Source organism: Micromonospora sp. C28ISP2-4 (genome assembly GCF_030519385.1).
GTDB classification, from domain to species: Bacteria; Actinomycetota; Actinomycetes; order Mycobacteriales; family Micromonosporaceae; genus Micromonospora; species Micromonospora tulbaghiae.
The window spans coordinates 226,547-246,831 of the sequence record NZ_JAUMKG010000006.1 but is presented as its reverse complement, the minus strand read 5'-3'; the positions used below and the strand labels follow the sequence as shown (position 1 = coordinate 246,831).

The window sequence follows — 20,285 nt, the reverse complement described above, 5'->3', positions numbered from 1 at the left end:
GGCGTACGGGTCGGGAAGCCGATTGCGCCGTCGCTGGTCGTGCCGCCCGTGTCCGGACGGTGAGCCGCTCACCGGGCCGGTGCCGCCGCCTCTGGGCTCTTCGGCTCGCCCGGCGCATCGGACAGTGCACCGAGGGCGGCCGACAGGTCCCGCGCGGCCCGCTCGGCGCCACCGGCCCTGACCAGCGAGAACACGAACCGGTCCGGCCGCAGCACCACCAGCTCGGCGCCGTGCCGCCGCAGCCACCCGCCGAGCACCCCCTCGGCGTCGACGACGTCGACCCGGTCGTACCCGCCGTCCCCCGACTCGTCCGGCAGCGCGGTGAGCGGCGTACCGGACGGGTGGACCGCGACGAACCGCACCGGCAGCCCCTGCCGCGACGGTAGGGACGGACCGTCCACGCCGACGGCGCCGAGCACGACGAAACCGTCGCCGAGCACCTCGTCGAGCAGGCGTTCGCCGGGCGCACCCGGGACGAGGACCCGCGGCTGCGGGAACATCGTGCCGACCACGCCGTCGCGCCGTCCCCCGGCCATCAGGCCCCGCCGGTACGCCGGGACCGGCTTGAACTCGAAACGCTCCACGAACCGCCGTACCCGGGGAATCGTCTGGACCGCCCGCAGCGCGGTGTCGCGCAGCGCGGCGGTGACCCGGTTGCGGGCCAGGAAGACGTGCCCCAGCCGAACGCTCGTCCGCGCCATCTCCACCGTGTGCGGGCGCCGCTCGGTCTCGTACGTGTCGAGCACGGCGGGGTCGGCGGCGCCGGACAGCACGAGCGACAGCTTCCACGACAGGTTCGCCGCGTCACGCAGGCCGCTGCACAGTCCCTGGCCCATGAACGGCGGCATCTGGTGGGCCGCGTCGCCGAGCAGGAAGACCCGTCCCTCCCGCCACCGCTGCGCGACGAGGTGGTGGAAGGTGTAGACCACCGCCCGGGTGACGGCGAACCGGTCCGGGTCGACGTACGGCGAGACGAGCGCGGCGATGGTCTCCGGCCGCTGCATCTCGTCCTCGGTCTCGCCCGGGCGCAGCATGAACTCCATCCGGTAGCTGCCGGCCGCACCGGGAGAGACGAACGCCGGGCGCCGCCAGTCGCAGACGAACGTGGTGTCGGGCACCCGTACCGCGCCGGACGGCACGTCGCCGGAGACGGCCAGCCACGGTTCGGCGTAGCTCGCCCCGGACAGCGGGATCCGGACGGCGGCGCGGGTGGCGCTGCGGGCGCCGTCGCAGCCGAGCACGTACCGGGCGCGGACCGCGCGCCGCTGCCCGGTGGCCGGGTCGGACAGCAGCACCGTCACGCCGTCCTCGTCCTGGGTCAGCCCGACCAGCTCGGTGCCGAGCGCGAGCCGGACGTGCGGGAAGCGGTCCAGCCCGGCGCGCAGCGTGCCTTCCAGCCGCGGCTGGTCGAAGAAGCGCAGCGGCGCGTGCCCGTACCCGAAGTCCGTCTCGGACAGCTTCATCCGGGCGAACACCCGGCCCGCGCCGTTCACGTACTCCACCAGCGGCGGCGCGATCGTGGAGTCGCGTACCTCGTCGAGAAGGCCGGCCTGCTGGTAGACGCGCAACGCCTCGTCGTCGCAGGAGAAGGCCCGCGGCTGACCGTGCGGCGTGGCGCTGCGCTCCACGACGAGCGTGCTGACGCCGCGGGCGCCGAGCAGGTTGGCGGTGAGCGCGCCCACCGGCCCGCAGCCGATCACGGCGACCTCGACCTCCTGGTGAGCCGGCGGCTGAACTGATTCCATGGTGGTGCCCCTTCGGAACGTGGTCCCGGACGGCTCCGGCCGTCCTACCCGACACCGCCCAGGGCACCAGCCGGGCGTGGAAGGGGTGTGGAGACGGCGTGGAGGCGGGCCTCCACAGCGGTCAGAAAGCGGCGAACCGGGGCAGCAGCAGCGCCGCTCCCTGGTCGGCGGCGATCCGCGCGCCGAGGTCCCACTCCGCGCGGTCGCGCCGGGCCGCGCCGCGGATCCGGTGCAGCTCCGCCACGAAGACGCGCTCGCCCACCCGGTCCGCCAGCTCCAGCGCCTCCCCGGCCAGCGTCGCCGCGGTGTCCGGACGGCCGCCGGTGAGGTACGCCTCGGCCATCGCGCAGAGCGTGATGGTCCGGGTGGACCGCAGTCCGGGGCGGTAGAACTCCTCGGCGGCGGCGCGCATCGCGTCGAGCCGGCCGTGGTCGCCGCCGCGCGCGGCGGCCCACTCCAGGAAGTACACGCCGGCCGCGGTCATGTGCGGCAGGTCGGTGGCCCGGCCGACGTCCCGGCACCGCCGCCCCGCCGCGTCGGCCGCGGCGACGTCGTGTTCCTGCATCGCCAGCCAGGCGGCGTAGAGCGCCGCGTTGGCCCGGCCGTACGGGTCGTCGAGTTCCTCGGCGAGGGCCTCGGCGGCGGCGATGTCCGCCCACGCGCCGGCCGGGTCGCCGCGCATCGAGCGCACGAGCGCCCGGAAGTTGTGGCAGGCCAGCACCGGACGCCGCCCGACCTCGCGGCGCAGCAGCGCCCGGTCGACGGTACGCAGCCGTTCGATCCCCGCGGTGAGCCGCCGCTCGCCCTCGGCCTGCCGTCCGGTGAAGTAGCCGATCGCGCCGAGCAGGTACTCGCCGGCCACGGCGATCAGCCCGCTGCCGTCGTCGGGCGCCCGTACGAGCTGCCCGGCGAGGTCGGCGCAGATGGCGAACTCGGCCCGGTTGGCGGCGAGTTCGCCGAGCGCCCAGAGCGCGTGGCGGACGTCGGCGTCCGGCCCCACCAGCGTCAGCAGCTCGCGGGCCCGGGCGCAGACCCGGTCGACCGCGTCGCTGCCGACGCCCACGGTCATCTGGAGCAGGGACGCGCGGTGCAACTGGACGGTCAGCTCGGTGACCGCCGCCTCGGGCGTGGTCCGCGCGGCCGGGGCCAGCCGCAGCGCGGCGCGTTCCAGGTGACCGAGGGCGTCCTCGTAGGCGACCCGGCGGGTGGCGTCGTCGGCGGCGCGCAGCGACCACCGCAGGTGATCCTCGCCGTGGCCCAGCCCGACCGCCTGGCCGTAGTGGTGGGCCAGCTCCGCCGGGGAGGTGCCGGCCGACTGCTCGTACGCGGCGGCCAGCCGGGCGTGCAGCGCGGCCCGGCGCGGCGGGGCCAGCTCGGCGTAGGTGACCTCGGCGATCAGCGGATGGCGGAACGCGAGCGCGCCCGGCCCGGTCTCGACCACCAGCGCGGCCGGATAGGCCGGGGCGAGGTCCTCGGCGATCACCTCGGCCGTGCTGTCCAGTGCCGCCGCCAGCACCGCCAGGTCCAGGTCGTGTCCGGCCACGCTGAGCAGGTCGAGGCAGCGCCGGGTCGGGCCGGGCAGTCCGGCGAGCCGCAGCCGCACGGTGTCCCGGATGCTCGGCGGCAGCACCTCGTCTGCGCCCGGGTCGGCCCGGGACCGCAGCAGCTCGGTGAGGAAGAACGGGTTCCCGCCGGTCCGGGTGACCAGCCGGGTCACCACCGGCTCCGGCGCCGCCTCGCCGGTGCGGTCCCGGACCAGGTCGGCGACCGCCGAGGCGTCCAGCCCGGCGAGCCGGACCTGGCCGGAGCCACGTCCGCGCGCCAGCTCGGCGACGGTCGCCACCAGGGCCGGATCGTCGCCGTACGGCCGCAGCGTGGCGACCACCAGCGCCCGGGACGTCGGCAGTGCGGCGGCGAGGAACCGCAGCAACAGCAGCGAGTCCGGGTCGGCGGCGTGCAGGTCGTCGAGGACCACTAGCAGGCCACGATCCCGAGCCGCCGCGTGCACCAGCTCCGACACCGCCTCGTACACCTGGAACCGCGCCGTGGGGTCGAGGTTGCGACCGTCCGCCGGCCCGCTCGGCGCACCGGCGGCGAACCCGTCCAGCCGGCTCGCCGGGCCGGTGGCGCCCGGCTGCGGCATCGCCACCAGCGCGCGTACCACCTGGCTCCACAGCCAGAACGGCGGCGCCTGCCCGACGTCCGGGCACCGACCCCAGACCACCGGCACGCCGGTCGCGGCGGCCCGCGCGCCGAGCGCCGCGGCGAGGCTGGTCTTGCCGATGCCGGCCTCCCCCACCAGGGTCAGCACCCGTCCGCCGTGCCGGGTCGCCGCGTCCAGCGTCTCCCGCAGCCGCTCCAGTTCCGCGTCCCGGCCCACGAGCGGTCCGCCGTCGCACTCCGGCGGGGCCGGACGGCCGGCCGCCGGGCCGCCGGGCTCCGCCGGGCTGCTCCGGTCCGGCGGTACGGCCTGCTCCAGGATCAGCCGGTGCGCCGCCCGGATCTGCTCCCCCGGGTCGAGCCCGTACTCGCCGGCCAGGATCCGGCGCCCCTCGTCGAAGACGGCGAGCGCCTCGGTCTGCCGCCCCGAGCGGTACAGCGCCAGCATCAACTGCGCCCGGGCGCCCTCGCGCAGCGGGTGCGCCGACACGAACCGGCGCAGCTCCGGCAGCAGCGTCGCGTGCCGGCCCGCGGCGACCGCCGCGGACAACCGCCCCTCCTCGGCGCTCAACCGCAGCTCGGCCAGCCGGGCCGCCTCCGGACGCACCGCGGCCAGGTCGGCCACGCCCGCCAGCGGCTCGCCGCGCCACAACGCCAGCGCCTCGGTGTACGTCCGCTCGGCGTCCGCCGCCCGCCCGGCCGCGAGCGCGTCCGCCGCCCGGTCCACCAGGCCGGCGAACCGGATCGCGTCCACGGCGTCGGCGTCGACCCGCAGCTCGTACCCCCGGGGGTGGCTGCGCAGGACGCGCGCCGGCTCGCGGTGGGACCGTTGCGGCTCCACGGCCCGGCGCAGCCCGGCGACGTACGTGCGCAGCGTCGTCTGGGCGCTGGCCGGCGGCCGGGAGTCCCAGAGCGCGTCGACCAGCCAGTCGGCGGCGACGAAGCGGTTCGGCCGCAGCAGGAACAGGGCCAGCAGCGCCTGCTGCTTCGGCCCGCCGAGGGGCACCACCCGCCCGTTCCGGACGACCTCCGGCGGACCCAGCACACGGAACTGCACAGTCACGTCGACGACGACCCCATCGTGCCGAGTATGGCAGCGCCCGATCCACTCCGGACACCGACGATCGGTCAGGGCACGGTCAGCGGGGTGCCCGCCCTCCGCACCTCCCCCATGAAGTGCAGGATCTCCTCGTGGTTCGTCGACATGACAGCGGTCATGGCGCCGGTGCGGTAGTAGATGTCGACCCGCACCGGTTTCGGCTCCAGCGAGACCGGCTCGTCGGCGCGCATCCGCGCGAGTACGTCCGGCACGTCGTACGCCAGGGTCACGTCCGGGCGGTGGAAGTACTCGACACCGCCGATCTCGACGACAGGGAGCCCGTCCGGCTCGCAGACCGGCTGGGTCAGCAGGTCGTAGCGGTACACCTCGTCGAGGAACGGGCGGACGTCGGCCGCGAGCTGCCGCGAGACCACCTCCTGCCACCACAGCTCCAGCGCCCGCCGCCCGTCCGCCTCGGTGAAGAGGTAGCCGATGGCGGCCGCGTACGCCGGCGCGCCGCCGCCGTGCCCCCGCATCGCGGCCTCCCGCAACGGGATCGCCTCCCGCGCCGAGGTGGTGTCCGCCCAGTCGGCGAGGCTGTTGAGGACCCGGGACTGCTCCCATCCGGCCAGCCGCCGCAGCGGCAGCCAGCAGTGACGCAGGACGGCGTTCTCGGCCATCACGCGGGCCCAGAACAGGAACCGCTGCATCACCGCGTTGTCCTCGAACGTCATGGTGCGGTGGGCGAGCACGTACTCGAAGTCGTCGTTGTCGCCGCGCAGCGCGACGATGCCGTACAACTCCTTGTTCTCCGCGTACTCGGTGTTCGGCAACAGCATGATCGGGTAGACGGCGATGCGGGACACGTGCTGGGCGAGTTCGTCGTACCCGGCCAGGAACGACTCGACGGTGTCGCCCGGCGCGCCCCAGATCAGCTCGGCGTAGCAGTCCAGCCCTTCCCGGTTGAGCCACCGCACCAGGTCACGCCAGTCGTTGACCTTCATGTTCCGCCGGCGCATCAGCGTCAGGGCGTCCGGGTTGAGCGACTGGAGGGCCAGGGTGAAGGAGCTGCGCAGCCCGGCCTCCTTCATCCGCCGCACGATCTCGTAGAACACCTTCGACTTGTTCTTGGCCCACGAGCTCTCGAAGGCCAGCGGGAAGCCGTGACGCCGTTTGATGTCGATGAGGTCGTCGACGAGTTCCAGGTCGATCGGCAGCATGCCGAAGTTGGCGTCGCAGGCGACCACCGTGTGTACGCCGCACCGGGCGAACAGTTCCAGCTCGGCGCGCAGCCGTTCCCGGGAGAACGCGCGTACCCGCTGGCCGACCGCGCCGCCCCAGTAGCAGAACGAGCACTTGTACGGGCAGCCGCGGTTGGTCTCGAACAGTGCGACGTCGTAGCGGAACCGGCCGTCGGCGTCGAGCAGTTCGACGGCTCCGGTGAGGAACGGCGACGGGATGACGTCGAGGTCCTCGATCCGGGGCCGGTCCGGGTTGGTGACCACGCTGCCGTCGGCGCGGTGCCAGGAGATGCCCAGCACCTCGCCGAGGTCGTCCGCGGGCACGCCGGCCAGCCGGGCGCGGAGCAGGTCGAGGAAGGTCAGCTCACCCTCGCCGTTGACCACGACGTCGATCTCCGGGTAGAGCCGGAACACGCGATCGGCCTGCGCGCTGACGTGGGTGCCGCCGAAGAGGACCCACCCCTGCGGGTTGAGCTGCTTGTAGGTGGCGGCGAGCGCGCCGAAGGCGCGCTGGTTCCAGCCGAAGACGGAGAACCCGATCACGTCGGGCAGCGGGCCGGCGAACAGCCGGGCGGCCATCTCCCCGTGCGTCACCCGCCCTCGGAAGTTGCAGATCTCCACCGACACCCGGGCGTCCAGCTCGGCGTCGCCGGACACCATCGCCTTGAGGTACGCCGAGGCGAGCGGCAGCGACTCCAGCGGCATGTCCCAGACGCCCTGCTGCACCAGGACCACCCGAAGGCGCCGGTCCGCACCGCCGGCGCTCGTCTGGCTGTGCTCCACCGATCCGCCGCCCTACTTGCGGTAGACGGTGATGTGCCGCTCGTCGGAGTCGCGCAGTGGTCGTCCGTCCCAGTGGCCCCAGCGCGACTCCATGGTGAGTCCGCCGAGGCGGGCCATCAGGTCCATCTCGGACGGCATGACGGTGCGGATGCGCATCGGGAAGAACCGGATGCCGTCGGGCCGCAGGACCGCGAACTGGATCGACGAGCACTGGGAGATCCGCTCCCGCCGGGTGAACGTCATCACGACGTGGTCCTTCTCCACCCGTACGGTCTGGGTGCGCTGGTTGCGGTCGTACCGCGCCGGGTCGGGGATGGACGTCTGGATCACGAACCGCCCACCCGGCTCCAGGACGTCGGCGACCTTCTGGAAGCAGCGGATCTGCTCCTCCTGGTCGGTGATGAACGGCAGCGTGTCGAAGACCGCGTACGCCAGGGAGAACTTGTACGGCAGCGTGAAGTCGGTGAAGTCCTGGACGTGCACGTGCACCAGCTCGCCGCCGGGTTTGTCGCGCAACTGCGCCAGCATCCCCTCCGACGCGTCGATGCCGTGTACCTCGATGCCCCTGCGGGCCAGCGGAACGGCGACCCGGCCGGTGCCGACACCGAGTTCGAGAACGGGCCCGCCGCCGGAGTTCTCGGCGAGCCACTCGATCGTCTCCTCGGTGTCACCCGGGTCGCCGGCCCATCCCGTCCCGTCGAAGACGTCGGCGACGGCGTCCCCGTAGGTGAAGATCTCGAAGCCTTCCACCGTGTTCTCCTCCACGCCGGTCATTGGGGTACCGGCGAATCGTGGCGGACGAGTGCGCTTGACGCTGCGCTGTTCTGAGCACGAAGTGAGAGCAACTCGATTGGCGTGACGGTGGCGCCGCCGACGGTTCGGCCGGTATGCTGCGGAACCTTCGGCGTGCGCCGTCCATTCGCAACCGTCTAATGAGCAGGGCGGCCGCGACACACCCGGTAACCGTGGCGTGGACGACGGCGGATTGCTAGGCTCGGGCCACGCTTTCGATCGGACGACAATCTCCAGGAGACGTGAATGGCTGTCGGTCGCTTGGCGGCGGTAACACTGGATTGTTCCGAAATAGCCCCGCTGGTGGCCTTCTACCGGGAAGCGGCCGGCCTGGAGCCGGTGCACGAGTCGGAGTCGGGCGCGTTCCTCCGCAACGGTGACGGCGTCGCCGTGGCGTTGCAGCGGGTGGAGAACTACCGGCCTCCGGAGTGGCCCGGGCAGACGGTTCCCCAGCAACTGCACCTCGACCTGGCCGTCGACGACATCGAGACGGCCGAGACCGAGTTACTGCGCCTGGGTGCGACGAAACCCGCCGACCAGCCCGGCGACGCGAAGTGGCGGGTCTTCCTCGACCCGGCCGGTCACCCGTTCTGCGCCTCGGTTTGGGACTGAAAAAGAACCACGGAAGGAATGAGACAAGGTGAGCACCGCGACCGCTTCATTTACGCTCGACTCCTGGGACGAAGACGAGTGGCAGGAGACCCCCGACGGCATGAAATTCTCGCGGGCCTCGGTCACCAAGACGTATTCCGGTGAACTCGAGGGCACCAGCCGCGCGCAGTTCCTGTTCGCCTATGGCAAGGGCGGCGCCGGATACGTCGGTCACGAGGTGATCGAAGTGTCGATCGGCGGTTCCAAGGGCAGTTTCATGCTCCAGCACCAGGCCGTCGGATTGATGAGCGACGAGGAGGGCGGCGCCGAGTGGCACATCGTGCCGGGGACCGGCACCGAAGGGCTCGCCGGCATTCAGGGCACCGCCACCATGCGCAAGCTGGAGGACGGCAGCCACACCTTCACGCTGAACTACGAGCTCCTCGACGAACTCGTCTGACGTCCTGAGACCGAGACGGAGGGCCGCTCCCGGTTTCCCCGGTAGCGGCCCTTCGTCTCGGGCGCTCACGGCACGTCCGCCGCCGCCGCCGTGACAGGCCGCGCGGCGTCCAGCAGCATCCTGCTCGCCTCGTGGCGCGGGTTGCCGAACACCTGCTCGACAGTCCCCTCCTCGACGATCCGCCCCCCGCTGAGCACGGCGACCCGGTCCGCGTTGCGGGCGATCACACCGAGGTCGTGCGTCACGATGAGCACCGCCAGGCCCAGGGTCCGCCGCAGCGAGTCGAGCAGCGCCAGGACCGAGGCCGCCACCTGGGCGTCGAGGTTCGACGTGATCTCGTCGCAGACGAGCACGTCGGCCCCGGCGGCGAGCGCGCGGGCGATCGCGACGCGTTGCCGCTGCCCGCCGGACAGCTCCCGCGGCAGCCGCGACGCCAGCTCCCCCGGCAGGCCGACGAGCCCCATCAGCCGGCGGGTCTCCGCCGCGGCCGCCTCGGCCGTCAGCCCACCGGCCAGGCGGACCACCCGGCCGATCGCCGCGCCCACCGGCCGCCGCGGGTTCAGCGACCCGCCGGAGTCCTGCGGGATGAGCTGCAAGCGGCGTCGCTGCTGCACCGGCCGGCGCCCGAGCGTCGGCTCCAGGACCTCGCCGGACAGCGTCACCCGGCCCGAGCTGGGGCGCAGCGTTCCGACGACGGCCCGGGCGAGCGTCGTCTTGCCGCAGCCCGACGTGCCCAGCAGGGCCAGCGCCTCGCCGGCACGCAACCGCAGGGACACGTCGTCCAGGACGACCCGGCCACCCCGCGGCACCGTCAGCCCGGACACGGTCAGGACCTCCGCGCCCCGCTCCGGAGTGGCGGCGCGACGGCGCATCTCCGCCGGCAGGTCCGGCACCGCGGCGAGCAGGTCCCGGGTGTACGCGGCGGCCGGTCGGGTGAGCACCTGCGCGGTCGGTCCCTGCTCCACCACGACACCGCCCCGCAGCACGATCAGGCGATCGGTCATCCGGGCCGCCGCCGCGAGGTCGTGGGTGACGAACACGACCGCCAGCCCGCGGTCGGCGGAGAGCCGGTCCAACTGGTCGAGCACCTGTTTGCGCACCAGCCCGTCCAGGCCCGTGGTCGGCTCGTCGAGCACCAGGCCGCGCGGGTCGCCGGCCAGCAGCCGGGCCAGCGCCAGGCGTTGCTGCTGACCGCCCGAGAGCTGGTGCGGGTACCGGCGCAGGAAGGCCCGGTCGCCGGGCAGGCCCACCTCGACCAGCCCACGGCTCACGGCCGCGTCGGACCGGTCCGCGGCCAGCTCGCGGATCTGCGCCCGCACCCGCAACGTCGGGCTCAGCGCCGACGGCGGATCCTGCGGGAGGTACGCCAGCACCCGCCGCCGGACCCGGCGCACCTCGGCGCCGGAGGCCGTCAGCACGTCGTGCCCGTCGACCACGACCGTGCCTGCGGCCACCCGCAGCCCGCGCCGTACCGCCCCGACGAGGGCCATCGCCAGCGTCGTCTTGCCCGCCCCGGACTCGCCGACGACGGCGACCCGCTCGCCCTCGGCGACGCGCAACGACAGGTTCTCCAGGACGGCCCGCCCGGCGGTGTCCTCGACCCGCAGCCCACTGATCTCGATCATCGCAGCACCCGCCCGACGATCCGGTCGATGCCGAGGTTCGCGGCGACGGTGAGCACACCGAGCAGGACCGCCGGCACCGCCACGCCCCACGGGGTGAGCTGGATGCCCTCGACGTTCTGGCTGATCATGGCCCCCCAGTTCGGGCCGCTGGAGCCGAAGCCGAGGAACGCCGCCGCCGCTGTCAGCGTGACCGCGATGGCGAGGCGGGTGCCGAAGTCGGCGAGCACCGGCCGGACGATGTTCGGCAGGATCTCCCGGACGATCACCGACAGGTGCGAGTCGCCGCCGGCGTAGGCGGCCACCACGTAGCCGTCCTCGACCGCGCGGAGCGTCTCGGCCCGGGTCACGCGGGAGACGAACGGCGTGCCGGTCAGCACCACCACGATGGTCATCGTCGTGGCGCTGTACCCCCAGCCGTGCAGCAGCACCAGCAGGATCAGCACCGGCGGCAGGCCCAGCAGCAGGTAGTCCAGCCGGGACACCACGGCGTCGGTGATCCCGGCGAAGTAGCCGCCGAGCAGGCCCAGCACCAGGCCGAGCACGGTTGCCAGGATCGTCGCCACCACCGGCACGGCCACCAGCGGCCGGCCGCCGGCCAGCACCCGGTCCAGCACGTCCCGTCCGGCGCTGTCGGTGCCCAGCGGGCTGCCCGCCGTCGGCGCGCTGTAGGGCAGCCCGACGATCCGCTCCGGCTCGCCGGCGAACAGCGGGCCGAACAACGCGACGCCCAGCACGAGCAGCACCACGGCTGCGGCCGTTCCGGCGAGCAGCCACCGCGCGGCCCTCATCGGGCGGCCACCCGCAGCCGGGGGTCGACCGCGAGGACGAGCAGGTCGGCCACGACGAACGAGACGAGGATGATCGCGGCGAGGAGCAGCCCGACCCCCTCCAGGACGGCGGTGTCGTGGTTGCGGACCGCCGCCACCAGCGTCTGCGACAGGCCCGGGTAGTTGAAGACCACCTCGACCACTGTGGTGCCGCCGAACAGCCCGGACAGGAGCCACGCGAACGTCTGCGCGCACGGCGGCGCCGCCGCGGGCAGCAGGTGCCGCGCCACGACCACCCGCTCGGGCAGCCCGGCCAGCCGGGCCGCCTCGACGTGGGGCATCGCGTCCGCGTCGATGACCGTGGCCCGCACGATCCGGCTCGCCCACGCCGCGCCGAACAGCGTCAGCGCGGCCACCGGCAGCACCAGGATCTCCGGCCGGTCCAGCGGTCCGCCGCCCAGCGGCGGGAGCGAGATCGCCGGCAGCAGCGGCCACAGGTCGGCGAAGACCAGCACGAGCAGGCCGGCGGTGACGAACTGCGGGATCGACACCGCCACCACCGCGACCGCCGACACCGCCCGGTCCACCCGGCCGCCCGGCCGCAGCCCGGTGAGCAGCCCCAGTCCCATCGCCAGCGGCACCGTCACCGCCGCGGTGAGGCCGACCAGGAGGCCGGTGGCGGCCAGCGGCTCGGCCACGACGTCCACCACCGGCCGGTGCATCGAGGTGCTGGTGCCCAGGTCGAGGCGCAGCGCCGCGGTCCCCCACTCGACGAACCGCACCGGCCAGGGCCGGTCGACGCCGAGTTCGGCACGGCGCTGCGCGACCTCCTCGATGGTGGCGTCGGGCCCGAGTGACGCCGACGCGGCGTCACCCGGGAGCACCTCCGAGCCGGCGAAGAGCACCACCGCCACCGCGAACAGCGTGGCCACCGTCGCCAGCAGCCGTCGGGCCAGGAACCCGAGCGCGGTCACGCCGGCCCGGTCGCCCGGTCGAACAGCTGGATCGACTGCATCGTGCGGACCCCGCTGATCCCCTTACGGGCGGCGTCGAGCTGCTCCTGGAAGCCCCACAGCAGGTCGCCGCCCTCCTTGTAGAACTCCTCCTGCAACGCCTTGAACGCCTCCGCGCGGGCGTTGTCGTCGACTGTCGCCTGGGCCTTCGCCAGCCGCTCCTGGTAGGCGGCCGACGTGCCGGTGACGTTGAACGGCGCCTTGCCGTGGGTGACCGCCGACAGGTGCACGGCGGCCGGCCGGTTGACGTAGTAGAACGCCTGGAACGGGTGCGTGGCCAGCGTGGTGAGGTCGGCGTAGTAGGCGTCGGGCGAGATCTCCTGGAGGGTCAGCTCGACGCCCGCCTCCTTGAGCTGCTGGGCCAGCAGCCGGCTGGCGTTGAGCATGCCGGGGACGAGCTCGCCGGTCCGCAGCGTCAGCTTCGTGATCCCGGCCTCGGCGAACAGCCGCTTCGCCTGCTCCACGTCGCGGGCGCGCGCCGGCAGGTCGGCGTAGCCGGGCAGGCTCTTGCCGACCACGTCGTCGGCGGTCGAGCCGAGCCCGAGCAGCGCGTTGTCGACCAGCGCCTGCCGGTCCACCGCGAGCCGGACCGCCTGGCGGACCCGGGCGTCGTCGAACGGCGCGAGCTTCTGGTTCATCGCGAACGACAGCGCGTTGGCGTTCGCCGGGCCGCCGCGGACGACTGTCAGCTCGCTGTTCGCCGCCTCGGTCTTCGCGCCGGTGGAGCTGATGCTGACGGCGTAGTCGACCTGCCCCGCCTTCAGCGCCGACAGCCGGGCGCCGGCGTCGAGGATGCCGACCACCTGGAGTTCGGCGACGCTCGGCTTGCCACCCCAGTACTGCTCGTTGGCGACCAGCCGGGTCGTGGTGCCGTTACGCTCGGCCAGCCGGTACGGGCCCGACCCGATCGGCTTGCTGAACTCGGTCATACCGGCCGGGAAGACCGGCGAGAAGACGACGAGGACGGCTTCCTTGAAGTCACCGCGCGCGGTGAGCAGCGGCACGGTGACCGTGCGGTCGTCGACGGCCGTCACCTTGGCGAGGTCGACGTTGGCGTAGACGGAGGCCCGGTTGCTGGGCTTGGCGCCGAGCGTACGGATGCTGTGCACCACGTCGGCGGCGGTGACCGGCTTGCCGTCGTGGAACGTCACCCCGGAACGCAGGTTGATCGTCCACACGCTGCCGTCGGCGTTGGGCTGCACCGACTCGGCGAGCTGGTACTTGTACTCGCCGTTGTCGAGCACCATCAGCGAGTCGTACACGTGCCGCATGACGATGAGCGTCGCGCCGATGCTGGTCAGCAGCGGGTTGCCGGCCTCGGCGTCGGTGACCGCGTTCGGCGCGCCCACCTTCAGCACCGCCAGCGACCCCCCGCCGGCCGCCGCCGGCGACGGCTCCTCGTCGTCGCCGCAGGCCGACAGCAGCGGCACGCCGGCCACCGCGGCGCCCGCGACGAGGCCCATCCGGAGCAGCGCGCGGCGATTGAACGGCGAGTCGTACGGGGTGGGCGACATGGTTCCTCCACAAAAAGTCGTGCCGGTGAAATCGGATCGCAAGACGTCTGCGGATCTGACGGTCGCCGATCATCGGCACGGGTGTCTGCTCAATAGGGCGCGGTGTCAGGTGGCCGTCGGGGCGGACATCAGCGCCATCAGTTCCGGGGTGTACAGCTCCCGCAGCGAGACGATCCCGGCCACCGCGTCGAAGTAGCGGGTGGTCAGCTCGGGACTGCTGCCGACGGCGCGCAGCAGCGCCCGGCGCTTGTCCCGCGCCTCGGCCTGGGCCACCAGCAGGGTCGCCTGGTAGTTCTCCATCAGCCGCTGCTCGCGTTCCCGGTCGTAGTCGGCCAGCGCGGCGTCGAGCCGTGTCCGGTCCCCCAGGTACTCGCCCACCGTCTCGGCGAGCAGGTCGGCCTGCATGAACGCGTCGGAGATGCCGCGCGCGGTCAGCGAGTCCTTGTGGTGGCCGGCGTCGCCGGCGAGCGCCCAGCCGGGGCCGTGCGCACGGCGGAAGAAGTTCTGCTGGTCGCCGGTGCCGTGCACGGCCCCGATCTGCCGGCCGCGCTCCATCTGCTCGTACAGCCGCGGCGCGTTGGTCCGCACGTTGTCGAGGTAGGCCGCGCGCGCGTCGTGCCGGACCTCGTCGAAGCGCTGCTGCGGGTAGTAGGCGGCGATGAGCACCGCGCCGTCGTTCGTCGGCACCGCCGACACCCAGCCGGTGTCGCCCTCGTACATCTCGAAGTGCGTCTTCGGCCCGTCCCAGAACGCGTAGTACGCGCAGGTCAGCGGCGGGTGGGCGGTCGTCGTCGGCGCGTTGACGAGCCCGGCGACCGTGGAGCGCATCCCGTCGGCGCCGACGACCAGCGCGGCCCGCTCGTCCCCGCGGTCGGTGCGCACCCCGACGACCCGGTCGTCCTCCCACAGCAGGCCGGTGACCCGGCAGTCGTCGCGGAACTCGGCGCCCGCGTCGACCGCGGCACCGGCCAGCAGCGGGTCCAGGATCGAGCGGCGGGGCGCGTACGCCGCGCGGATGCCGTCGATGCCGCTGCAGCAGCCCTCGACGCGTACGTCACCCAGCTCGTAGACGACGTGGTCCAGCGGCGGGCAACCGGTGGCCCGCAGCGCGTCCAGCAGGCCCCAGCGGGCCAGCCGTGCGACGCCCGGCTGCTGGATGTAGAGCGTGGAGAGCTTGTCGGCCGGGAAGCCGCTGCGGTCCAGCAGCAGCACCCGGTGGCCCTGGCGGGCCAGGAGCATGGCGGTCGGCGCGCCCGCACAGCGGGCCCCGACGACGACGACGTCGTACATGATCGTTCAACCTCCATCGGCGGTACGGGCGAGGACCACGGCTGTGTTGACGCCCCCGAAGCCGAAGCCGGTGGACAGCGCGTACCGCAGCCGGGCGGGCTCGGGCCCGGCGCCGGCGAACCGGATCCGGGCGTCGATCGGTCGGGCCAGGTTCGGGTTGGGGTGCACGAAGCCGCCGGTGAGCTGCGCGACCGTGGCGACAGCCTCGACCACCCCGGCCGAGCCGAGGCAGTGACCGGTCAGCGCCTTGGTGGCGTTCACCCACGGCCGGCCGGCGGCGGCGCCGAGCACGTCGTGCAGCGACGCGAGTTCCGTCTCGTCGCCCAGCCGGGAACCGGTGGCGTGGGCGTTGACGTAGTCCACCTCGTGCGGGGCCAGCCCCGCGGCGGCCAGGGCGGCCCGGATCACGCGGGCCTGCCCGGCCGCGTCGGGGTCGGCGAGCCGGTTGGCGTCCAGGCCGAGCGCGTACCCGGGCACCGTCGCCAGGACCTCCGCACCGCGCCGGGCCGCGGCAGCCGGGCGTTCCAGCACCAGCGCCGCGGCGGCCTCGCCGGGTACGAAACCGTGCCGGTCCCGGTCGAACGGCCGGCAGGCGGCGGCCGGGTCGCCGCCCGGCTCGGCGAGCGCGCCGAGCACGGCGAAGCCCCGGTGGTGCATCGGTGTCAGCTCGGTGACCGCGCCGACCAGGACGCAGCAGTCCACCGCGCCGGCGGCGACCAGCCGGGCGGCGTGCACGATGCCGACGTTGCCGCTGGCCGACGCCCCGCCGACGGTGAACCCCTCGCCGGTCGCGGACAGCACCTCGCTGAGCGTGCCGACGTGGTCGGTGTCCTGGACGTGCAGGGCGAACCGGGCCGGCAGGTACGCCGGCCGTTCCTGCCACGTCCGGTACAGATCGTGCGTGTAGCGCGCGGTCAGGTTGTGCCCGGCCACCACGATGCCGACCCGGTCGCCGGGGATCCGGGCACCGGGCAGGCCGGCCCCGGTCCACGCCTGGAGCGCCGCCGCGACGGCGGCCCGCACCGGCCGCGGCGCCCGGGCCGCGGCCCGGACCGCCCGGCGGCGCAGCGGCTCGGGTGCGCCGGCCACCGCGTCCTCGAACGACCACCCGGTGATCGGCGCGGCCAGGCCGTCAGCGGTGCCGACGACACCGCTGCGGCCCGCCCGCAGCGCCGTGGTGAACGACGGGACGTCCGCCCCGATCGCGCAGACGATCCCGGTGCCGGTCACCGCGACCGTGCTCACATGTGTGTCCGCAGCAGCTCGACGATCCGGTCGAGGTCGTTGACGTCGCGGAACTCGGAAATCGGCACCACGATGCCGAGCCGCTCCATGGCCAGCGTCACGACCTCGGCCCGGTCGATGCTCGTGCAGCCGAGGTCGCTCAGCGTGCGCCCGGCGGTGACACTCGCCGGGTCGACGTCCGGGACGACCTCGACGAGGCTCGCCTTCACGACCTCGAAGACGGTCATGCCGGTGACACCCGCGCCCCGGAGCGGTCCCGCCGGGTGAACCGGTGACCCCGAGTGGTCTCGGTCGCCATCCGGTTGTGCGGGTTGCCGTTGTCTCCCGCGACGAGCACCGAGCCCCAGCGGTCCAGCGACACGGCGCCGCCGTACTCCTCGATGACATCGGTGTCCGGGTAGACGTCCACCGACACCGGCACGTACCGGCCGGCGAAGCCGAGCCGCATCTCCTCGGTCCGCCCGGCGTGCGGCAGCGACGCGTGCATCAGCGTGGACCAGAACATGATCGCCTCGCCGGGCCGCATCACCATCGACACCGCCTTGGACTCGTCGGGCTTCCAGTCCGGGTCGATCTGCAGCTCGCGGTAGTCGTAGCCGAAGAAGCCGCGGCGTACGCCGTCCTTGTCGGTGCTGTTGATGGAGGACGGGTCGTAGTGCATGCGCTTGGTCTCGTCGTAGAACATCGTCCGGTGGGTGCCCGGGATGAACTGGAGGCACCCGGTCTCCTCGTTGGCCTCGGTGAAGGCCGTCCAGACGGTGATCGTGCCGCCGAAGTCCTTCGCGTCGCCGGGCCAGAGGATCTGCGGCTTGCCGGAGGCGTTGGCGAACGTGTCGGCCTGGTGCCAGTCGGTGCCCTCGTCGCCGGGGTACTTGGGGAAGAACTCCGACCGCCAGCACTGCACGTCCGGGCCGAGCACGCTGACGACGCGGTCGACGATGCGCGGGTGGCAGACGTGGTCGGCCAGGAACTCGTTGTCCAGGTGCCGGTCGTAGTTGGAGATGTTGGTGTTGCCGGAGAGCGCGGCCTCGTCCTGGTAGACCGCGTGCGAGCGGTCCAGCAGGCGCAGCCGTTCCCGCCGCCACCGACGCTGCATCTCCTCGACCTCGTACACCGGGAACGGGCCGAAGTACCCGTTGCGGTGGAAGTCGGCCAGCTCCTCGTCGGTGAGGGTGTAGTCGTCCTCCATGTCATCCTCCTACCTGTTGCAGGGAATGGTGGCGTCGGGACGCGTCCACCACCTCGGCGAGGCACCCGACCGTGGGTTCCTCCATCTCCGCGCCGGTCAGCGCGATGCCGAACCGGTCGTTCACCATGGCCACGATCCGGGTGAGGGCCAGCGACGTGGCGCCGAGGTCGAACAGGTCGCCGTCCACCGGCACGTCACGGCGCAGCACCTCGTCGGCGATCGCCTTCACCCCGGACACGGCGTCGTCGCCGGCCGGTTCGGTCAGGCGGTCCAGGACCGCCACGTCGGCCTTGCCCTGCACGGTGAGCGGGATGTCGGCGACCACGTGGAAGCGGGACGGCCGCAGGTAGCCGGGCAGGTCCGCCACGGTCGCGGCGAGGTCCGCCTCGGTGAGCGTGTCCGGGTCCGCGCCCGGCGGGGGCGTGACGTAGGCGACCAGGCGTACGTCGCCCTCGCCGAAGTCCTGGGCGGTCACCAGCGCGGTGCCCACGCCGGGGTGGGCCAGGACCGCCGCCTCGACCTCACCCGGCTCGATCCGGTAGCCGCGGACCTTCAACTGCCTGTCGACCCGGCCGAGGTAGACCAGGTCGCCGTCGGTCCGCACGGCCCGGTCGCCGGAGCGGTACCAGCGCTCACCTCCGGACGTGACGAACCGTTCGGCGGTCAGCTCCGGCTGGTGCAGGTAGCCCCGCGCAAGCCCGGCGCCCGCCACGTACAGCTCCCCCGGTGTGCCGTCGGGCACCGCCGCGCCGGTCTCGTCGCGCAGCTCGATCCGGACGCCGGGCAGGGGCCGGCCGATCGGGCTCACCGACGGCCGGTCGAGGTCCGCCGCGACGATCCGGCGGGCGGTGGCGTGCACCGTCACCTCGGTGATGCCGTACATGTTGACCAGCTCCGGCCGGTCGTCGCCGCGCCGGGCGATCCACGGCGCCAGCACCCCGACGTCGAGCCGCTCGCCGCCGAACACCACCAGGCGCAGCTCGTCCGGGCCCTCGTCGGCCAGGTAGGCGGCGGCGAGCTGGCGGAACGCCGACGGGGTCTGGTTGAGCACCGTTACCTGTTCGCGCCGCACCAGGTCCAGCATCAGCGCCGGGGTCCGGGCCACGCGCCCCGGTACGACGACGAGCCGGCCGCCGGACAGCAGCGCGCCCCACAGCTCCCAGACGGAGAAGTCGAAGCCGATCGAGTGGAACAGCGTCCACGTGTCGTCGCTGCCGAAGCCGAACCGTCCGATGCCGTGCTCCAGCAGCGCCACGACGCTGCGGTGGGTCACCTCAACGCCCTTCGGCGCCCCGGTGGAACCCGACGTGTGGATGACGTACGCCGGGTCGTCCGGCCCGGCCTCGGCGGCGGGCTCCCGCACGGCGTCGGTGCCGCCGGTCCGCTCCGCCGTACCGTCGGCGGCCGTGACCCCGGCCGCCGTGACCCCGGCCGCCGTGACCTCGCCCTGCGGGTCCTCGCCGTCGGTGTCCCCGTCGTCGGCGGCGTCGTCGTCCTCGCTGTCGTCGGCCCACAGCACCGGGCCCGACCACTCCGCGAGCGAGTCGGCGGTCCGGGTCACCGCCACCGTCACCGGAACCCGGCTGCCGGCCAGCACCGCCGCGACCCGCGCGGCCGGATGCTCGGCGTCCACCGGCACGTAGGCGCCACCCGCCTTGACCACCGCCAGGACGGACACGACCAGGTCGACCGAGCGGTCGACGCACACTCCGACATGGACGCCGGGGCGCACCCCGTACCCGCGCAGCCGCTCGGCCAGCTCACCGGACAGCCGGTCCAGCTCGCTGTAGGACAGCCGGTGGTCGCCGCAGGTCACCGCGATCCGGTGCGGCTGTTCCGCCGCCCGCCGGGCGAAGATCGTGTGCAGGCAGTCAGTCACGGGCATCGGTCACCGCTCCGTCTTGGTGGCGTACATGCCCCAGTGCTGGGGCGTGAGCGACAGGTCGGACAGGCTGGACTGGACGAACATCCGCTCCCAGCCCCCGCCGCCCTTCTCCTCCGGGATCCACTGGCGGGTGAACACCTCGCGGGTGGCCGGGTCGCTCATCGCGCGGACGCCCATCAGCGTGTAGTACGAGCTGAGCGACTTCAGGTGGATGAAGTGGTGGATGCGGTCGGACCGGCCGAACGCCTCCTCGTACAGGTAGATGGTGGCGTGGCCGGCCAGCGCCCGGTTCCAGCTCTCGCACAGCGCCCGGGCGAACGCGCGCCCCTCGGCGCGGAACTCGTAGCGCAGCTCGCCGGTGCGGTGCATGAGGATGCCGCAGGTGGCGGAGTTGAGCTGGTCCTCGACCGGCACGTCGGTCTGGAGCTGCGCGGTGGGCACGGTGAACGTGGCCGCGCCCTCGGTGGTCCGCACCGAGTCTGGCGTCTCGTCCGACGTGCCGTACATGCCGAAGGCCGACGGGATGAGCACCGTCTCGTGCAGGTCCCCGTCGAGGAACATCCGGTCCCACGTGCCGCCGCCGCGCGCGGGGTCGATGCGCTGGCGCATGATGATGTCCCGCCACCCGGCGTCGCGGCTGCCCATCTCGATCAGCGTCTCGTACGCGTGCAGCGACTTCAGGTGCATCAGCCAGTGGAGGCGGTCCTTCGTGCCGAAGGTCTCCTCGTAGACGAACACCGTGATGATGCCGGCGTAGTTGGTGTTGAGGTACTCCGACAGCTCCCGGGCGAACTGCCGGGCCTCGGAGCGGAACTCGGCACGCAACTGACCGACCCGTTCGACGATCACGCCGGCGTTGCCCGAGTGCAGGATCGCGGCCCGGTCGATCGAGGTCTGGGCCTGGGCGGTCGGCAACACGAACGGCGGACTCGATGTGGTGGTCATC

16 protein-coding genes are annotated in these 20,285 nt (G+C 73.4%); 2 read left to right on the top strand and 14 right to left on the bottom strand.

Going from position 1 to position 20,285, the window contains the following annotated elements:
* Window positions 1-68: 68 nt before the first annotated feature.
* The 4 genes from Q3W68_RS22360 to Q3W68_RS22345 form a co-directional block, all read right to left on the bottom strand.
* Window positions 69-1,745, bottom strand: coding sequence for a bifunctional 3-(3-hydroxy-phenyl)propionate/3-hydroxycinnamic acid hydroxylase (locus tag Q3W68_RS22360; protein WP_302907303.1), 1,677 nt, complete (start codon window positions 1,743-1,745; stop codon window positions 69-71).
* Window positions 1,746-1,866: 121 nt separating this feature from the next.
* Complete coding sequence (locus Q3W68_RS22355; RefSeq protein ID WP_302907302.1) at window positions 1,867-4,968, bottom strand: BTAD domain-containing putative transcriptional regulator; 3,102 nt, start codon at window positions 4,966-4,968, stop codon at window positions 1,867-1,869.
* Window positions 4,969-5,033: 65 nt separating this feature from the next.
* Entirely contained in the window at window positions 5,034-6,968 is a 1,935-nt protein-coding gene (locus Q3W68_RS22350; RefSeq protein ID WP_302907301.1) for a KedN5 family methylcobalamin-dependent radical SAM C-methyltransferase, read from the bottom strand.
* 12 nt (window positions 6,969-6,980) lie between these two features.
* Window positions 6,981-7,742 (bottom strand): class I SAM-dependent methyltransferase, encoded by a 762-nt coding sequence (locus Q3W68_RS22345; RefSeq protein ID WP_302907300.1) that lies wholly within the window; start codon window positions 7,740-7,742, stop codon window positions 6,981-6,983.
* Between the two features lie 264 nt (window positions 7,743-8,006).
* On the opposite strand from Q3W68_RS22345, the gene Q3W68_RS22340 reads away from it, so the two are divergent.
* Window positions 8,007-8,372 (top strand): VOC family protein, encoded by a 366-nt coding sequence (locus Q3W68_RS22340; RefSeq protein WP_302907299.1) that lies wholly within the window; start codon window positions 8,007-8,009, stop codon window positions 8,370-8,372.
* Window positions 8,373-8,400: 28 nt separating this feature from the next.
* The gene (locus Q3W68_RS22335; protein WP_013287019.1) at window positions 8,401-8,811 is read left to right on the top strand and encodes a DUF3224 domain-containing protein; all 411 of its coding nucleotides are present in this window, start codon (window positions 8,401-8,403) and stop codon (window positions 8,809-8,811) included.
* Between the two features lie 65 nt (window positions 8,812-8,876).
* Here Q3W68_RS22335 and Q3W68_RS22330 read toward each other — a convergent pair whose 3' ends face one another.
* The 10 genes from Q3W68_RS22330 to Q3W68_RS22285 form a co-directional block, all read right to left on the bottom strand.
* Window positions 8,877-10,436: an ABC transporter ATP-binding protein gene (locus Q3W68_RS22330; protein WP_302907298.1), complete on the bottom strand. Its 1,560-nt coding sequence runs from the start codon at window positions 10,434-10,436 to the stop codon at window positions 8,877-8,879.
* The gene (locus tag Q3W68_RS22325) at window positions 10,433-11,224 is read right to left on the bottom strand and encodes an ABC transporter permease (RefSeq protein ID WP_302907297.1); all 792 of its coding nucleotides are present in this window, start codon (window positions 11,222-11,224) and stop codon (window positions 10,433-10,435) included. Before Q3W68_RS22325 ends, Q3W68_RS22330 begins: the two co-directional genes overlap by 4 nt.
* Entirely contained in the window at window positions 11,221-12,177 is a 957-nt protein-coding gene (locus Q3W68_RS22320; protein WP_302907296.1) for an ABC transporter permease, read from the bottom strand. The genes Q3W68_RS22325 and Q3W68_RS22320 overlap by 4 nt, the downstream gene beginning before the upstream one ends.
* Window positions 12,174-13,730, bottom strand: coding sequence for an ABC transporter substrate-binding protein (locus Q3W68_RS22315; protein ID WP_302907295.1), 1,557 nt, complete (start codon window positions 13,728-13,730; stop codon window positions 12,174-12,176). Before Q3W68_RS22315 ends, Q3W68_RS22320 begins: the two co-directional genes overlap by 4 nt.
* A 105-nt stretch (window positions 13,731-13,835) precedes the next feature.
* Window positions 13,836-15,020 (bottom strand): NAD(P)/FAD-dependent oxidoreductase, encoded by a 1,185-nt coding sequence (locus Q3W68_RS22310; RefSeq protein ID WP_302907294.1) that lies wholly within the window; start codon window positions 15,018-15,020, stop codon window positions 13,836-13,838.
* 6 nt (window positions 15,021-15,026) lie between these two features.
* Entirely contained in the window at window positions 15,027-16,265 is a 1,239-nt protein-coding gene (locus Q3W68_RS22305) for a beta-ketoacyl synthase N-terminal-like domain-containing protein (RefSeq protein ID WP_302907293.1), read from the bottom strand.
* A complete protein-coding gene (locus Q3W68_RS22300) occupies window positions 16,262-16,492 on the bottom strand; it encodes a phosphopantetheine-binding protein (RefSeq protein WP_013287026.1) in 231 nt (76 codons plus the stop codon). Before Q3W68_RS22300 ends, Q3W68_RS22305 begins: the two co-directional genes overlap by 4 nt.
* Window positions 16,489-17,454 carry a chlorinating enzyme gene (locus tag Q3W68_RS22295; protein ID WP_302907292.1) on the bottom strand — a complete coding sequence of 322 codons (966 nt, stop codon included), beginning with the start codon at window positions 17,452-17,454 and terminating at the stop codon, window positions 16,489-16,491. Before Q3W68_RS22295 ends, Q3W68_RS22300 begins: the two co-directional genes overlap by 4 nt.
* Before the next feature lies 1 nt (window position 17,455).
* Window positions 17,456-19,339, bottom strand: a complete 1,884-nt coding sequence (locus Q3W68_RS22290) for a non-ribosomal peptide synthetase (protein WP_302907291.1) — start codon at window positions 19,337-19,339, stop codon at window positions 17,456-17,458.
* 3 nt (window positions 19,340-19,342) lie between these two features.
* Window positions 19,343-20,284, bottom strand: a complete 942-nt coding sequence (locus Q3W68_RS22285) for a DUF6039 family protein (protein ID WP_013476308.1) — start codon at window positions 20,282-20,284, stop codon at window positions 19,343-19,345.
* Between the last annotated feature and the right edge of the window lies 1 nt (window position 20,285).

Excerpts from the sequence above, each read along its gene's own strand:
- Q3W68_RS22315 (WP_302907295.1), bottom strand. The coding sequence starts at position 13,730 with ATGTCGCCCACCCCGTACGACTCGCCGTTCAATCGCCGCGCGCTGCTC.
- Q3W68_RS22290 (WP_302907291.1), bottom strand. The coding sequence starts at position 19,339 with ATGCCCGTGACTGACTGCCTGCACACGATCTTCGCCCGGCGGGCGGCG.
- Q3W68_RS22300 (WP_013287026.1), bottom strand. The coding sequence starts at position 16,492 with ATGACCGTCTTCGAGGTCGTGAAGGCGAGCCTCGTCGAGGTCGTCCCG.
- Q3W68_RS22285 (WP_013476308.1), bottom strand. The coding sequence starts at position 20,284 with ATGACCACCACATCGAGTCCGCCGTTCGTGTTGCCGACCGCCCAGGCC.
- Q3W68_RS22345 (WP_302907300.1), bottom strand. The coding sequence starts at position 7,742 with ATGACCGGCGTGGAGGAGAACACGGTGGAAGGCTTCGAGATCTTCACC.
- Q3W68_RS22360 (WP_302907303.1), bottom strand. The coding sequence starts at position 1,745 with ATGGAATCAGTTCAGCCGCCGGCTCACCAGGAGGTCGAGGTCGCCGTG.
- Q3W68_RS22295 (WP_302907292.1), bottom strand. The coding sequence starts at position 17,454 with ATGGAGGACGACTACACCCTCACCGACGAGGAGCTGGCCGACTTCCAC.
- Q3W68_RS22310 (WP_302907294.1), bottom strand. The coding sequence starts at position 15,020 with ATGTACGACGTCGTCGTCGTCGGGGCCCGCTGTGCGGGCGCGCCGACC.
- Q3W68_RS22330 (WP_302907298.1), bottom strand. The coding sequence starts at position 10,436 with ATGATCGAGATCAGTGGGCTGCGGGTCGAGGACACCGCCGGGCGGGCC.
- Q3W68_RS22340 (WP_302907299.1), top strand. The coding sequence starts at position 8,007 with ATGGCTGTCGGTCGCTTGGCGGCGGTAACACTGGATTGTTCCGAAATA.
- Q3W68_RS22325 (WP_302907297.1), bottom strand. The coding sequence starts at position 11,224 with ATGAGGGCCGCGCGGTGGCTGCTCGCCGGAACGGCCGCAGCCGTGGTG.